The 14,572-nt window shown below is 50.7% G+C and carries 14 protein-coding genes and 2 pseudogenes; 2 read left to right on the top strand and 14 right to left on the bottom strand.

What is annotated here, in order from left to right; all coding sequences use genetic code 11:
• From K2G43_RS03935 to K2G43_RS03870, 14 genes and pseudogenes are all read right to left on the bottom strand, one after another.
• Positions 1-462: pseudogene (locus tag K2G43_RS03935) on the bottom strand (23S rRNA (adenine(2503)-C(2))-methyltransferase RlmN); the annotation flags it as partial.
• A 391-nt stretch (positions 463-853) separates the two neighbouring features.
• Entirely contained in the window at positions 854-2,992 is a 2,139-nt protein-coding gene (locus K2G43_RS03930) for a peptidylprolyl isomerase (protein WP_297643835.1), read from the bottom strand.
• A 122-nt stretch (positions 2,993-3,114) separates the two neighbouring features.
• Positions 3,115-4,371 (bottom strand): hemolysin family protein, encoded by a 1,257-nt coding sequence (locus K2G43_RS03925; RefSeq protein ID WP_297643836.1) that lies wholly within the window; start codon positions 4,369-4,371, stop codon positions 3,115-3,117.
• A 4-nt stretch (positions 4,372-4,375) separates the two neighbouring features.
• On the bottom strand, positions 4,376-5,020 hold the full coding sequence (gene lptC, locus K2G43_RS03920; protein ID WP_297643837.1) for an LPS export ABC transporter periplasmic protein LptC: 645 nt from the start codon (positions 5,018-5,020) through the stop codon (positions 4,376-4,378).
• A 1-nt stretch (position 5,021) separates the two neighbouring features.
• Positions 5,022-6,347 (bottom strand): hypothetical protein, encoded by a 1,326-nt coding sequence (locus tag K2G43_RS03915; RefSeq protein ID WP_297643839.1) that lies wholly within the window; start codon positions 6,345-6,347, stop codon positions 5,022-5,024.
• Positions 6,348-6,394: 47 nt separating this feature from the next.
• A complete protein-coding gene (locus K2G43_RS03910; RefSeq protein ID WP_297643840.1) occupies positions 6,395-7,660 on the bottom strand; it encodes a hypothetical protein in 1,266 nt (421 codons plus the stop codon).
• Positions 7,647-8,378 carry a type III pantothenate kinase gene (locus tag K2G43_RS03905; protein WP_297643841.1) on the bottom strand — a complete coding sequence of 244 codons (732 nt, stop codon included), beginning with the start codon at positions 8,376-8,378 and terminating at the stop codon, positions 7,647-7,649. Before K2G43_RS03905 ends, K2G43_RS03910 begins: the two co-directional genes overlap by 14 nt.
• Positions 8,379-8,817: 439 nt before the next feature.
• Entirely contained in the window at positions 8,818-9,402 is a 585-nt protein-coding gene (locus tag K2G43_RS03900) for a hypothetical protein (protein WP_300153027.1), read from the bottom strand.
• Positions 9,371-10,792: pseudogene (locus K2G43_RS03895) on the bottom strand (RHS repeat-associated core domain-containing protein); the annotation flags it as partial. The pseudogene K2G43_RS03895 and the gene K2G43_RS03900, both read right to left, overlap by 32 nt.
• Positions 10,793-10,949: 157 nt before the next feature.
• Positions 10,950-11,243, bottom strand: coding sequence for a hypothetical protein (locus tag K2G43_RS03890; RefSeq protein ID WP_300153026.1), 294 nt, complete (start codon positions 11,241-11,243; stop codon positions 10,950-10,952).
• A gap of 175 nt (positions 11,244-11,418) precedes the next feature.
• Positions 11,419-11,580 (bottom strand): smalltalk protein, encoded by a 162-nt coding sequence (locus tag K2G43_RS03885; protein ID WP_297644098.1) that lies wholly within the window; start codon positions 11,578-11,580, stop codon positions 11,419-11,421.
• Positions 11,577-12,020 (bottom strand): N-acetylmuramoyl-L-alanine amidase, encoded by a 444-nt coding sequence (locus tag K2G43_RS03880; protein ID WP_300153025.1) that lies wholly within the window; start codon positions 12,018-12,020, stop codon positions 11,577-11,579. The genes K2G43_RS03885 and K2G43_RS03880 overlap by 4 nt, the downstream gene beginning before the upstream one ends.
• A gap of 87 nt (positions 12,021-12,107) precedes the next feature.
• A complete protein-coding gene (locus tag K2G43_RS03875; protein WP_297644100.1) occupies positions 12,108-12,833 on the bottom strand; it encodes a DUF6266 family protein in 726 nt (241 codons plus the stop codon).
• A gap of 304 nt (positions 12,834-13,137) precedes the next feature.
• Positions 13,138-13,884 (bottom strand): hypothetical protein, encoded by a 747-nt coding sequence (locus tag K2G43_RS03870; RefSeq protein WP_297644101.1) that lies wholly within the window; start codon positions 13,882-13,884, stop codon positions 13,138-13,140.
• Here K2G43_RS03870 and K2G43_RS03865 point away from each other — a divergent pair.
• Entirely contained in the window at positions 13,844-14,131 is a 288-nt protein-coding gene (locus K2G43_RS03865; protein ID WP_297644102.1) for a hypothetical protein, read from the top strand. The two genes, K2G43_RS03870 and K2G43_RS03865, sit on opposite strands and share 41 nt — an antisense overlap.
• Before the next feature lie 200 nt (positions 14,132-14,331).
• Positions 14,332-14,572: hypothetical protein (locus K2G43_RS03860; RefSeq protein WP_300153024.1), on the top strand; the 241-nt coding region annotated here is incomplete at its 3' end.

Here is a 14,572-nt window from a genome sequence, read left to right as displayed (position 1 = left end):
CATCATGACGACATTGGTCAGTTTGTCCCGCTCGGGCAATGAATTGATTTGATTGATGATTTGTCCGGCTGTCAGGTTGGCGTTGAAACCTTGCCTACCGGTCATGCAGAATTTACAATGCATCTTACAGCCCACCTGTGAAGATACGCAAAGCGTGGCACGGTCATCATCAGGAATATAGACCGCTTCCACAAAATGCCCTTCACCTGCCCGGTACAGATACTTCACCGTGCCGTCCGTCGAGCGCATGGCATCCACCGGAGCTTCCGCACCTACTTCATAAAGTTCCTTCAGCAGTTCCCGATGCTTCAACGAAAGATTGCTCATCTCATCAATCGAAGCAACCCGTTTGCCGTACAGCCAAGCCGCTATCTGTTTGGCCGAAAAAGCGGGCATTCCCAAGCGCTTCACTACCTCCTGCAATTCAGGAAGTGTCAGGCCCAATAAAGATTGTTTCTGCATATATCGTTACTCTTTTCATTAAGAAAGTGCGCTTCATGCGAGGAAACCGTCGGCTTCACGACTTGAAACAAAACACTTTCAGGGAGGCAAAGGTAGGAATAAAGTTGAACAAAGACAACGGAGAGTATAGAAAAATGACACGGCTCTCCCATTTAAGGAAGTTAGAGGAGTAAAAGGAGTTATCAGCCAGCAAGTCGGCTTAGGAGTGAAAACCAATCCTCCCCGTAACGGAATCATGCACAAGCGTATCGGCTCTAACTCTTTCAACTCCTAATGAAGCGAAGCAAAATAACAACTCCTGCAACTCCCTGTAAATGAAAAAGCCGCCCGGAAACCCCGGACGGCCTTTCTTTTTATCACTTTTTCTATTCTTATATTTCAGCCGAAAAAATTAAAAGAACAAATAACGTTGGTCTTTTACATCAGCCTTCAGATATAAGTCGTTGATGAACTGGCTTGCCATGCGAGCATGCATATTTGCCAGATTAGCCTCTTCCGTCTCCTTCTCAAAGGTGTCGTTCAGCTTCTCTTTGGCATACGGTTGAAGAACGAATACACCGCCCTGACCTTTGATAGGAGCACTCAGCTGGTTCACCTCGGCAACGGAAGCGTATGCGCCAACCACCGGTTCACTGCTGCGCAAAGTCGGCACATAAGCGGGAGCCGAGAACGTAACATGCTTCACAGAGTCGCTCACGGCATTCGCCATATTCTTATACTGGTCGAATGAAGTGGCATTCGCCGCCTTCATGTCCGCCATAATCTTTTCCGCTTTCTTATCACGAAGGACGTCTGCTCTCAACAAGCTGGAAACCAACGACAACGGACGATAACCTTCCGGCACGATGCTTGCTACGCCTACCACCAGCATGTGGTCGCTTTCGCCGCATTCATACAGACCGGAAACCTCGCCTGCCTTTGCCTCAAAGGCCCACTTCAGCGCATCCTTCGTGCCTCTTATGCCACCGATTCCGTGTTCAGAGCTATATAAGTCTGTTCTGTCAAGCAGTCTGTAACCGGCATCTTCCGCATTGGCCACCATCTTATCCAGTGTATTGTTGGCTGCAATGAATTGACTGAATTCATTGTAAGCCTTGCTGTAAGTCTCCTTGCTGAAGTCCACCGTACGCTTCACGACAGCCACTTTGTACTTATTCTTCACAGCCTTCTTGCCGGTCACCTGCAGAATAACGTTGGCCTGTCCCAGTTCCAGGTTTTTCAACTCATTCTGTGCCAGTGTGGTGATGGCAGTGATATACTTCAAGTTGTCGCCGTCAATCTGAGCGCCTTCATAGTTGGCGGAAGAAATCCAGGCTGTCTCTCCTGTCTGTCCGTACTTCTTAGCCAGCTCTGCAAAGTCAGCGCCACCCTTGATTGCGTTATAGATGCTGTCAGCCAGATTCTTGGTTTTGCTTGCATCTTCTGCCACTACCTGAATCTGACGGAATTCGATGGAGTCAGGCATAGAGGCGGCAGCCAGCTTCTTGAAAGAGTTAATGGTATTGTCCGCCACATTATAATAAGGACCATACACACCGCCTACAGCGACAGAATCCAAACGAGCCACCACATCAGCCGGCAGCGCATTAGCTGTATAGAACAGATCCACATACGAAACGTCAGAACCCGTAGAACGAACGAAAGTCGAATAATCGGCCGGATTGGCATTCAGCTGTTCGGTATATTCTTCCATCTCAGCCTGAAGGGCGGCCTTATCTTCCGCGCTAGCAGTCACCTGCACATCAATAAACTTGATGTTACGAGTCTCTACATATTGTCTGAATTGCTCCTTCTTCTTGTCGTATGCGGCTTTCAAATCGGCATCCTTGATGACGATGGCAGAGTCTGCAATCGAAGAATAGGGAATGGCAGCCAACAACAAGTCCGTCTGGTTCACTCTTCCATCGAAAGCAACCTGCGCTTCCTGCGGATTAGAGAGCAGAGACTTCGCGAGCAACGCCTGGTACTTCTCCTGCAGACGAGTCTGGATAAGAGACTTTTCAAGGAAAGACCAGAATCTGTACATGGATTCATAATACTCCGCATACTGCGAAGGCATCTGCGCCTTGTTCATCTTGGAATAGTCCACCAGGAACTTCTTCAGCATGTCCTTGTCGAACGCACCGGTCTGCGGGTTGCGGAACGGAGTCTGCTGCAACATGGGATGCACGCCCGCATCGATGATGGCCTGAACTTCCGCATTCGATACGGTCAAGCCGATTTTTTCTGCTTCAGCCTCAATCAGCTTATTGTTGACGTATGTTCTCCACACTTCGTCCTTGATGCGGCTGGTCTGTTCGTCGTTCAGCGCGCTGTTGCCGCTGGAGAACTTAACGACTTCTGTATATTCTTCTACCAACGCCTGATATTCCTGAGCGGTAATAGTCTTCCCGTTCACCTCACCTACGTCCTGCGATTGGTGTGGCTGAAGCACTTTCCACGCATCACCTGCAATGAAAGCGAACAACGCCAGACCAATCACAATCACCAATAAAGGTCCTTTAGACCGAATGTTCTGTAATGTTGCCATTTTTGTTAATACGATTTATTTGTTTATTATTATTTCCTATCTAATTCGATTTTAGCGCACGAAGATACAAAAAATGCTAATACGCATCCATTTATTCTTTAAAAAAATACGAATAAAGGAGATTATTCAACGACTTTTAGCCTTACCAGCTCGATTTTCGTTGCCGTAACCTTGATTATTTTGAAGTGATAATTGTCCACGGCCACCACTTCGTGCAGCTTCGGGAAGCTCTGATAACGGTTCAGAATCAACCCGCCCACCGTCAGATACTCTTCCGACTCCGGCAAATCAAGCCCGAAGGTCTCGTTCACCTTCTCTATCTCCAGACGTGCCGAAAGCACATACTCGGCCTCGCCTATCTGCTTGCAGATGTATGAAGTGTTGTCATGCTCATCCTCGATGTCACCGAAAATCTCTTCCACCAGGTCTTCCAGCGAAACGATACCCGCTGTGCCGCCAAACTCGTCCACCACTACGGCAATCGTCTTCTTCTGCTGCATGAAAAGCTTCATCAGCTTGTGTGCCGCCATCGTCTCGGGCACAATGGAAACCTCTTTCACGTTGTCCCGCCAATCTACCGGATTCCGGAACATCTCCGATGAATGGATGTATCCCACCACGTTGTCTATGTTCCCTTCATACACAATAATCTTGGAGATTCCCGACTCCACGAACAGGTTCTTCAGGTCCTCCAGCGAAGTGGTCAAATCCACCGCCACCACTTCCGTGCGCGGCACGATGCAGTCGCGTATCTTGATGTTCGAGAAATCAAGGGCATTCTGAAAAATCTTCACTTCCGTATCAAGTTCTTCCTCGCATTCGGCATTCTCAATGCTCGATTGGATGAAGTAGTCGAGATCTACCTTACCGAACGCCTTGGCTGACACCTCGTCGTTCACCTTCATGCCCAATATCCGAAGGAACAGCGACGACACACCCGACGCAAGTTTAGAAACAGGAAACAAGACAACGTAGCAGACAAACAACGGGACGGCACACACCTGCAACATCAGATTGGGATTGATTTTGAACAAGGTCTTGGGCAAGAACTCACCGGTCACCAAAATGACGAGCGTAGAGATGATCGTCTGCACAAGCACCAGCACGAATTCATTGGAAATGAAACCTGCCAGCAGGTTGTCCTCGATGATTTGAGCCATCAAAATACCGTAGATGACAAGCGCGATATTGTTGCCCACCAGCATCGTCGAGATGAAGTTATTCGGATTGCGCAGGAAATAGGCAATGATGCCGGAAGTGACGCCCGACTTCCGGTTCATCTCAAAGCGCAATTTGTCAACAGAAACAAAGGCAATCTCCATCCCCGAAAAGAATGCCGAGAAAGCCATGGTTATCAATAGCGATATGAAAGTATCCATATTATCAGTTTGTGGTATCTATATGCAGGCTGTCCGTCGCCGGCGAATCGGCAGGAGCGGCCTCTTCTTCGTCCACGTAGAAAATGCCTTCCGGCCGGCGGATCGTATAGACGGTCATCTGCTGGTTCGACTCAAATCCGTGCCCCGTAATGATGCGGTCGGGCTGTTCAATGCGGATAAACGCATCCGAATAGACCTTCTGCTTCCGCTGATCCCAGTACAGCAGTTCCGTATCAAAGCGTTCGCCCTTCAAGTTCTGTATATGCACATTCCCCGTCAGTTTCCACAATTCTTCCTTGTTGTAGAAGTAGGCGGTATCGGCCTGGATGCTTGCCTCCACCTGGAAAACGGAGTCGAACTTCTCCAGATATATTCCCTTCTCGAAGGCCCAGTAAGGCGGGTTTTTGCGGTCGAAGATAAGCCACTCTTCCGCATTGACCCGATAGCGTGTGACGCCGGAATCGGAAATCAATGTCGCCACCCCCTTGGTTTCCATCACCGGCAGCGAGTCGCGCTCGGTAATGGCGGCACCCAGCTCTTTTCTTCTCCCCGAACAAGCCGAAAATAAAAGAAGCATAACCATTGCTCCGAAGACAATGGTTATGCTTGTATTTCTATGATGAACAACGTCAACAGATTGTCGATACATATTATCTGATGGTTGTTGTTTCACCTATCCAGCCACCGATGGTGATGCGGTCGCCTGCCTTGTAGCCCAGCATGAAGAGGTCCTTAGCCTGCGGGGTATGGCGCGCGTAGGTGGAAATCAGTTCGTTGGCACGGTCTGTTACCGACGGATCCACCGCTTTCGCTCTCTGCAGCTTGTCGATTACCACAAAGTAAACGCACTTGTTCAGAGCAGGTTCGTCGTTCCAATTAGGATTAGAGCCATAGAGCTGTGCCAGAAGGATGTAGGGTTCGCCGTAATCTTCCTTGAAGCTCATGGCCTTCTGGCAGTAGCTTCTGGCAGCCGACAGCTTCTTGGCCTGCATCAGGGCAGCGGCGGTGGCATAAGCCATTTCGGCCTTCTTGGCGTTGTCGGTCTCTTTGCCCAGCGCCTCGTCGAAGTACTTCACGGCATTGTCATAGTCGCCTTTCTTATAGTACATGAAGGCAACACCTACGGCTGCGTCGGCAGTCGGGTCGATTCTATACATATATTCGGATGCCTTGAAATATACTTCGCTCTCGTTACACTTCATCAGCTTCAGGATGTTCAGCGCCTTCTTCAAGAAAGTAGAGTCACCTTGGTTCTCTTCCACCTTCGGACCATAGATGTTCTGCAAAGATTCGCAGTCGGCCACACCACTCTGGATGAACATGGCAACCAGGTTGTCCTTGATAGATTGCAGCGTCGCCTTCTTGGCCTCCTTGGTTTCGGCGGCAATGGCGTCATCGGCATACTTGGAAGCGTCGATATAGTCTTGGAAGAACTGGTCGGTATGGTTGTTGTCAGCCTTTACCTTCTGCATGGAAGCGTCCAGGAAATAGTGCAACACGGCACCTTTGGAACCACCCTTTTCAGCCTGGACAGACTCCTTCAACCAGCCGTATGCGGTGTTCAAGTCCGGAGCCGGCGCATATTGCAGGTAGTCCACCGCCTTTGCTCCCAACGCATCGGCAACGCTCGGCACACCCTTCATTCCCTTGTTGATAAATTCGGGAATGTATTTCATTCTCAAGTCATAGACCTCCATCAACTCATCGAAATACTTCTTGTAATCGGCAGAATTTCTGTCCTTGATTTGGGTCAAGAAGCCCACCAGGATTTTCTGAGCATCCGTAAACGTATAATATCTCAGCGTCGGGCAATCTTTCAGCACGGCCATACAAGGTTCATACGCGTCCTTAAAGTTGCCGGCTTTCACCGCCTCGTGAGAAATACTACTGTTGGAATTACAATTCTCAGTTTGTGCGAAAGTGCTGCCCACTCCACCAGAAAGGAGCAATACAGCCACAAGCGTCTTAATTTTCATTGTATTCAAATTTTAGTTATTATATTTTCCATTCAAAAAAAAACTCATCAATTCACTTTACGTTTGAAGAACCATCCTTCGTTGAAGGTCACTCCCACACAGATGCGCAAGGTCTTCTCGTCCAAGAAAGAGGCTTCCGTGGCCTTGGTACGCACATACTGCGCCGAAAGGCTCACGATGGAGCGTGTCCGCGGTATGGGAAGGCCAAAGCCGGCAGTCACGCCATATTCGTTGGCGGCACGTGTCCCGTTTATCTTATAATAAGATGGGGAGTAGTAGGCACCCACCCGATATTTCACGTGCGACATGTAGCTTCTGCCCATCAGGTTCGGTATATACTCCGCACCGGCCGAGATTCTGCCGCGATCGCAGAACACTCCTTTCTCATTCATATAGTTCACCTCGCTCCAATTCTGGAACATGGCATCCGCTCCCACCGTCAGGCGATTGTCATACACATAGGTCACGCCGACGCCATACGTAGTCGGAATGCCACACGTGACACTGACATCTTCCGTCGTCGCGGTTATCCCTGTGCTGCCGCTTCCCAACTGCCTCGTTTCATACGCTTCGTTGAACAAATTGTGTCCCGGCGAGAATACCACTCCCAAGGTTGCGGCATGCTTCTTTCCGAACCGGTGGGTATATTGCGCACCGAGGTCCAATTTGTAGCTCTTCATCGCCACATTCGATGTTATCGTAATCGGATAATTGGCCGACGAAGAAGGGAAACTCAAGCTAGAGCTTCTTGTTATATCCCCCCAAAGATACGAAATATTCATTCCAACGGAAAGATTTTTGATTATTTTAAATCCCGCACCTAAAAAAAGTTGGTGCAGGCCTCCCTCGCCGGAGTAGCTGACCACACTGGCCGAGGCCGCATCATTGCCTGCGGCGTCCCGATACTCTCCCATATTGTAGCCCACGTTGGAATAGGGTATCAATCCCAGACTGATGCCGGCCCATTTGCTTGCCCGGAACTGCATCGTGACATAGTCAAAGCTGGAGTTCTTGGCGTTCTTCTTCAACACACCGTCGTTCAGATTGGTGTTTTGCAGCGAAATTCCACCGTCGAGAATGAAAGTGACGGAATCTACTGCCGTATAAGATGCCGGATTGGCGTAATTGACCTGATACTTGTCCCGCAAGCCGTATGCTATGCCACCCATCGCCCTGCTGTTGCCTGAACCTTGTTCTGATAGCTGTCCGAACCCGTATCGTGTGTATGGAGAATTTGTATTGTTTTGAGCGACTGCCACCCCTGATAACATCATGAGCAAGAGCAGTAAAAGCGTTTGTCTATGGCTTCTCATTATTATAGTTTAAAATTCTATTTAATCCTTTCAACACTAAAAATCTGTCTGCAAAGATGATACTTTTTAAGTTTGTATCAAAAGAAAAATCATCCCCGCCCGTTAAAAAAACCAAAAGTTCAGGATATTTATGCTTCATGGCAAGGATGTAGCCCGAAATTTCATATTCAATGCCCTTCCGCACGCCGGCACGGATGGCCGTCTCGGTGTCTTTCCCCATAGGCAGCAGCCGTCCTTCAGGCTCCACCAGCGGGAGTCTTCCGGTGAACCGATGAAGTGCCTTGAAGCGCATCCGCAGGCCGGGAGAGATGTTGCCGCCATGATAACGGGCGGCGGCGTCGATAAACTCGTATGTAATGCAGGTGCCGGCATCAACCACCAGTATATCCCTGCCGGGAAATTGTCCATGAGCCCCCACCACCGCCGCTATGCGATCGTAGCCCAACGTCTGCGGGGTCTCATACAGATTTTCCACCGGCAACGGCGTCTTCCGGTCCAGCCAAAGGAGAGGGACGGGCAGCCCCTCCAGCCGCGCCAACGCCTCCGGGCTCAAATCGATGACCGTAGCCACAATCGCCCTGTCAACCGTGTAGGCACGGCAGAGCTCCGGCAGCCGCTCCAGCGTCCGGTTGGAGTCGTGCACCACTTCCACGATGTCTGCACCGTCGAACACCGCCAGCTTGGCGACCGTATTTCCTATATCAATAATAAGATTCACCGTAGTATTTTGTTTTTTTGCGAGACAAAGATAGGACAAACCGACGACTTACAGCATGAAGAACGGTATTTTCAATTTCAAACTATAAAAATCGGCTCATTTTTTATAGTTCGAGCTGCAAAAATCGGCGAATATTTGCAGTTCGAACTATAAGATATTAGTAAAATTGCCATTACTGTCGTAAGCGTACTCGTTCGCCTGCTTCAACTCGAAGAAATTGTTATAGGTGAAAACACCGTTGTAAAACATACTATAAAAATACTGTATATTGGAAGGGATTAATCTTGCCAATATACAGCAATGAATATGAGAAGCGTAATCTATGAGTGAAGCAATATGCAAATGCCTCTCCCATTTTTGCTATTCTAATTTCCAAGCCTCACCGTTCATCCTAAGCTCATTGAGGTAGTCCAATGAATCCTTACCTGATAATTACTTCCTACCTTTTTGATGAAACAGAAGAAAACGTATCTGATATTTCTTTGACTTTACTATAATCATTCTTCCACAAATCAAGTTCAAAGAGATTACCATCCTTATCTAAACTCAATGCAGCAACAACAATCACTCCATCCAAATCTTGAAATTGGCATTCGCTCACCTGAGCACCTAAACACCGTCCAACTTCCGATATTCCTTGAGGGAACAATAACAGGCTACCAGTGATTCCATTTATTTCGGTTACTAACAATTCCCTTTCCCAATTAGCAGGAAGAGATATGCCTGCACGATTTGCCAATTCAATCAAAAGCAGCTTTTCTTTCTTAGCTAATCTTCTTTTGGCTGACGGCATTTTGCAACAAAATAAAAAAAACATTACTATCAAATAGATTAGGCAGAAAGTAAAACTACGAATCATCCAATTAATTTCTGCATGCCGTGTAGAATAGTCATCTATTTCAAACTTATCTTCCAACATCCAATAAAAAAGTCCATCTGCTGCAAATATGATAAATATTATAGTTACTATTAAAAGTACTATATACAACTTCCTATTTAAAGTATTCTTCATATAATTCATCATAAGTTACTTTTCTGATACGGCTATCATCCTTCTTATTCTCATAATATAATTTGGTATCCAAATTACTGGGAGAAGTTGACTCTATATCAAATTCACCATCTGTTCCTACACTTATCGCTTCCAAACTTTTAGTCGTACAATTATTATCTAATAAATCATACTTATCTATTACTCTAGCATTTTCCGCATTGCTATAGCTTTTCTTCGATGGCTTCTTGTCAGAAGAAGCAAACATGTTTCCAAAATGCTTATCTACTTTTTCATCACTGCCAGACGAAACCTCATAAACACGAGCTTCCATTTTAGTAATTTCATTTTTGATATATCTCAATGCTTCTTTACCTTTCATTACAATCAAAACACCTTCCCCATTACGAGCAGAGCTAACACTACTTGACTTGTTCCAAGTTACATCACCATATCGTCCATAAGTATACACTGTTGTATTCTGTCCACTTCCTGTAGTAACAAAAACATGTCCAAATCCCTTAGTCTCAACATATATTCGAGGTCTTTCCCCATCAGTATCTACATACTTTATCGAATTATTCAAACAATACGCATACGGATTCATCTGATAATATTTCTCAGTCAACGGGTCAACCGTTACAAACCTTCCTACCGCCGCGTCATAATGCCTTGCCCCATAATCATACCAGTTCAAACCCTTCTTCGCATCCAGTTCCTTGCCATTATACTTATAAGGCTGAGCCGATGCAGACGAAGCGAACATCCCTCCAAACGGATAGTAATGGTTCGTCTCCTCCACCGTGCCGCTCTGGTTGATGACCACCCGGTTGTTTCCCTGATGGTCCTGCAAACAATAATGATACTTGCTGTCGCTCAGTGTCACATATCCGGCCTCTGTCAGCAGCAGCTTCTGGACTCCGTTTTCATAGACCACGTTGCCACAATAGTCAGTCGTGGTGGTGGTGCCGCCTATCTTGTGAACCGTCTTCAGCTTCGTGCCGTCGGCTGTATAAGTATAGGTAATCGTACTACCGTCACTGAACGTGACCTTGTCCGGCAAATTTAAACAATTATATTGAATACCGGTGATATTCTTGTTTAAATCTTTAGTAAAATTGCCATTACTGTCGTAAGCATACTCGTTCGCCTGCTTCACAGCGTCCTTGAACTCGAAGCCGCCGCTGTAGGCTGCCGCAGTCACGGCATCATCCACGCGGGTCAACCGGTTGCCGCTCAGCGTGAAGGTCAGGTTGTCTATCAGGCCGTAGGCGGAAGCGCCCGTTTGTCCGTAGCGCTGAAGGCTCTGGATGTTGCCGTTCTTGTCATACGCCGTCACGTTCTCGCTGAAACGGTTGGCGTTCGCAGTGATGCTTGCCGTTTCCCCGTAAGTGGCGTTCAGCAGGCGATCCAGGCCGTCGTAATAGACAATGCCATTCAGGTAGGACAATCCGTTACTGCCCAGAAACGTTCGTGTAGAGATATGGTTCACAGAGGACTCCTGCGCATGCAGCGTCAGGCATCCCAAAGATATCAATAGGAATAAGATGATTCGTTTCATAATGCATTATTGTTAAGAATTAGAAATATATGGCCAATGAACTGGGATAACCGATTCCGTTATCATCACCCGTCACACTTTCGATGAAGAGTTCCATTTCAGCAGCCACGATGATGTTTCGCAAGCTTAGCGAAACGTCGGTCTTTCCTGCCGGGAGAGATACCGTAAACTCTTTCTCCCCCCTGCCGCTGTTGCTCTCGAAATAGTTTCCGATGCGGCATTCATAATGGGTCTCCGGAAGAGTGGCGCCTACACGGTAATCCAGCCGGAACGATACAGTGGTGGGCACGTTGCAATAGATAGCGGCGGTCACCGTCACATCCCCGGTAGAAGGGGAAGAGGTCTCGGTAATGTGTAATCCTGTTCCAACCCGTTGGGATGCCCGGTGTGGACAAGCCCCACCAACGGACGATGCTTGTAGGCAGAGTTCTTTTTTTCGAGTAATAAGTAGGGGAATGCAGCACCGCCGCATTCCCCTACCCCCATCTTTACGGCCGCGTCATCGCCTGTACTCCCAGCGCGCTGATAATGGCGGCAATCGCCGCGCCAACGACCTTCAATACGGTCTTCCAAGTTTCTTTACTCATTTTCATAAGTTGATAGTTGATAATGGATAGTTGATAGTTGAAAAATGAAAATTCATAATTCATAATTCCGTTGCCACGTCGAAGCAAGGGCACTCTTTCACCCATTCCCATGGCTCCAGCACTCCGTTGCCGTTCAGGTCGGGGCTGAGGTCGCGGTGGCCGCAGATACGGACGTTGCCGCGGAAACGGCGCAGCAGCCGGGCCACCAGGAGGCGCAGGGCGGTGCGCTGTTCGGGGGTGCGGGTGTCCTTCGGACAGCCTTGGGCATCCAGACCGCCTTCGTAGCAGATGCCGATGGAATGCTTGTTGTAGCCTTGCACGTGCGCCCCCACAAGCTCAAGAGGGCGGGTGCTGACGGTGGTGCCGTCACGGCGGATGTAGTAGTGATAGCCCGTCATGCGGAAACCGCGGCGACGGTGCTCCAGGTCAAGCGCCTCGGGAGTGAGGATATGCCCCTCCCGTGTGGCGCTGCAATGGATGATGATGTAGTCTATCTTTCGCATGCTGTTTTTCAGAATGGTGGTAAATAATCAATCGCCAATTCCAAATTGTCAATTATCAATTGTCAAATGTCAAATGTCAATTGTCAATTATCCCAGCGGATTGTCTCCCGGGTCCTCGCCGCCTGAGCCGGTGCCGCCGGTACCTCCGGTGTTGCCGCCGGCATCTTCGCCCGTTCCTTCGTAAGGTTCGTCCAGCACGCAGACGCTGTTGGTGTTGGAGCGTTGTTCTTCGCTGTGGAAGGCCAGGTAAACGGCCAGCGGGTCGTCGCCCCAATCGGCGGGCAGGGTCAGTTCGAGGGTGGCGTCGCCGCGGGTGGCCGCCGCGAAATCATAGACGGAGACGGCACGCTTCTTGTTGTAGGCAAGGGGCATGGCGAGGTCGGTGGCAAGCGCGTCGCCCATCCCGCTGTTGTCCGTCCAGGTCATCTTGATTTTGCCGTCCTCCTTCGTGGCCGTCACGTCGAAGGCGGGGGTCAGGTTGCCACGGGCCACCAGCACGCGGCGATAGTCCACCGTGATGTCGGGGAACTCGCCCATCAGGGCATGGCGCATGATGTAGGACATGGCCGCATTGAAGGCCGTCTTGTTGCGACCCAGGTTTTTGTAGCCCACACGCACGTAGGGGATGAGGGTGCGCAAGAACGCCATGCTCATGGAGAACTTGCTGCGTTGCTCCAGCTGGCGAAGGGTGCGCGGGTTGGCCACGCTGAGGGCGAGTGCACGCATGTAACTTACGTTCTTCCAGGTGCTGCCAACCACAGTACCCACTTTTCCGCTGAATCCTCCGAGGATTCCTTGTTTGATTTCTCCCATAATCGTATCTGTTTTAGGAGTCAGGGCAGGGCAATATCGCCCGTGCCGCGCCGGTGGGGGTTCCCGTCCCGGCTCGTCACAAAAGTAGGGGAAAAAGTGGCGTGAAAAGAAAAAGGCGTGAATCATGCGCCGGGTTGCGTCGGATTGCGCCGGATTAAAACACAGAGGCACGGAGACACGGAGTTTTTTCGGGAGGCGACGAGGAGGTGGGAAGGAGTTATCGGCCGGCAGGGCGGCTCAGGAGTGAAAAATCCGTGCCCCCCCGTGCCTCTGTGTTCTATCTTCTCCATACAGCGACAAAACGTCAAAACGACAAAGCGTCAACGGGCATGAGTATGGCATTGCGATACTCCCGCTCCTGCCGCCACTCACGCAGCAGGCGGTTCAGCAGGCGGTCGGCCTGCAGCAGCGGCGAGGGGAGGAAGGCGCCGTCGAGACAGAGCGGGTCGGCCCACGCCGAGCGGCAAAGCAGACCGGCAAGAGCGGCCGTATCGCCGGAAGGAAAGGGCGAAAGCCCGCCGGAAGGGAGCAGGAGCTGCGGCGTCACCCGAAACGGAAGGGGAACCGTGGAACCGGAATCCCCGGGACGGGAAGACACCTCGCGGCAATAGAGCGAGAAGCCGCCGCCGGGATGGCAGAGGCAGGTGCCCGGCGGCTCGGCGGTGAGGCAAGCACAACGCGAAGGGAGCGACGGACGGGGGACAGGCAGCTCCACCTGCGCCGCCGCCACCTGCAGGCCGGGAAGGCGCTGCTCCAACCGGTCGCGGAAATCACAGAGCGCCTCCAGCGGAAAGCCGGAATGGCAGCAAAATACCAGCCGCGAAAGCGGAGCGCCTCCATACGCCTGAAGAAAATCGTTGTATGCCCGGCAGAAAAGAGATTCCAGGCAATCGATGAAACGCCGCTCCTCACAATGGGAGCAACGGTAAGAGCCGTCGGCGGAGGGAGTGCGGAAAGCGGCGGAGAAGAGACGCCCCGTTATCGGCAGGGAGTCTGTGCAGGAGAGCCCGATGAGCAGGTCGCTCTCCACGGCAGCCCGATGGACGGGCACCCACGGCATCCCCTCCAGCTGCAACAGCAGGCGCAAAGCCAGCGCAGGCAGGCGGCGGGCAAACGCCTCGCTGCCCGGAGCGTGCACAGGAATGGGGCCCAGGCAGAAGTCGCCCGCAAGGGACAGATGCTTGCGCCAGCGTGTGAAGAGCCTGTCGGAGCGCCACGGCCGGCCGGCAGACAACGAGGGCACAAGCAGCACAAACAAGCGGCAAGCCGCCGCATCGGCAGGGGGCAGGCAGTCGTAGAGGGCACGCATCAGCCCGTCGCCCGCTCCGGCGTCGGCCTCGTACTCCACCCACCGCCGTTCGTCGCACCGCAGCTCCAGCCCCGTCAGCCGTTCTGCTTCTGCCAGCTGGCGGAACAGGTGGCGCGCCGCCTCCACCCCGCCCCGCGGATAGCACATCGTCACCTCCGCCTTGCGGAAGCGTCCGGGCCTGAAAGCGCCATGCCGGGCGAACCCCTCACGCGGATTCACGCCCTTTCCGTTGCCGCCGAAGCGGAGCATGCGATAGTTGCCGTTCACCAGGAAGCGATGTTCGTTCGTTTGTGTGTTCTTCATAGTCCATCGTTTTTAAAGGTTCCGTACCGTTTCTGCAAATGTAAGGAGTTTTCCGCATACTTCCAACAGCCGGAACGCTCCGGCCTGAAAAAATCCGCTTTTCACCGTCCCATCCCCCCTTTTCCCC

The organism is Bacteroides sp. (assembly GCF_029057325.1).
Classification (GTDB): Bacteria; Bacteroidota; Bacteroidia; order Bacteroidales; family Bacteroidaceae; genus Bacteroides.
Note: the sequence above shows the minus strand (reverse complement) of the source record. Positions and strands in the feature narration are given on the sequence as shown.

What these genes read in the sequence shown, in the direction of transcription:
- K2G43_RS03910 (WP_297643840.1), bottom strand. Translation starts at nt 7,660, where the DNA reads ATGAGAAGCCATAGACAAACGCTTTTACTGCTCTTGCTCATGATGTTA.
- K2G43_RS03900 (WP_300153027.1), bottom strand. Translation starts at nt 9,402, where the DNA reads ATGATGAATTATATGAAGAATACTTTAAATAGGAAGTTGTATATAGTA.
- K2G43_RS03865 (WP_297644102.1), top strand. Translation starts at nt 13,844, where the DNA reads ATGAGCAGGTCGCTCTCCACGGCAGCCCGATGGACGGGCACCCACGGC.
- K2G43_RS03930 (WP_297643835.1), bottom strand. Translation starts at nt 2,992, where the DNA reads ATGGCAACATTACAGAACATTCGGTCTAAAGGACCTTTATTGGTGATT.
- K2G43_RS03915 (WP_297643839.1), bottom strand. Translation starts at nt 6,347, where the DNA reads ATGAAAATTAAGACGCTTGTGGCTGTATTGCTCCTTTCTGGTGGAGTG.
- K2G43_RS03925 (WP_297643836.1), bottom strand. Translation starts at nt 4,371, where the DNA reads ATGGATACTTTCATATCGCTATTGATAACCATGGCTTTCTCGGCATTC.
- lptC (WP_297643837.1), bottom strand. Translation starts at nt 5,020, where the DNA reads ATGTATCGACAATCTGTTGACGTTGTTCATCATAGAAATACAAGCATA.
- K2G43_RS03885 (WP_297644098.1), bottom strand. Translation starts at nt 11,580, where the DNA reads ATGAATTATGAATTTTCATTTTTCAACTATCAACTATCCATTATCAAC.
- K2G43_RS03880 (WP_300153025.1), bottom strand. Translation starts at nt 12,020, where the DNA reads ATGCGAAAGATAGACTACATCATCATCCATTGCAGCGCCACACGGGAG.
- K2G43_RS03875 (WP_297644100.1), bottom strand. Translation starts at nt 12,833, where the DNA reads ATGGGAGAAATCAAACAAGGAATCCTCGGAGGATTCAGCGGAAAAGTG.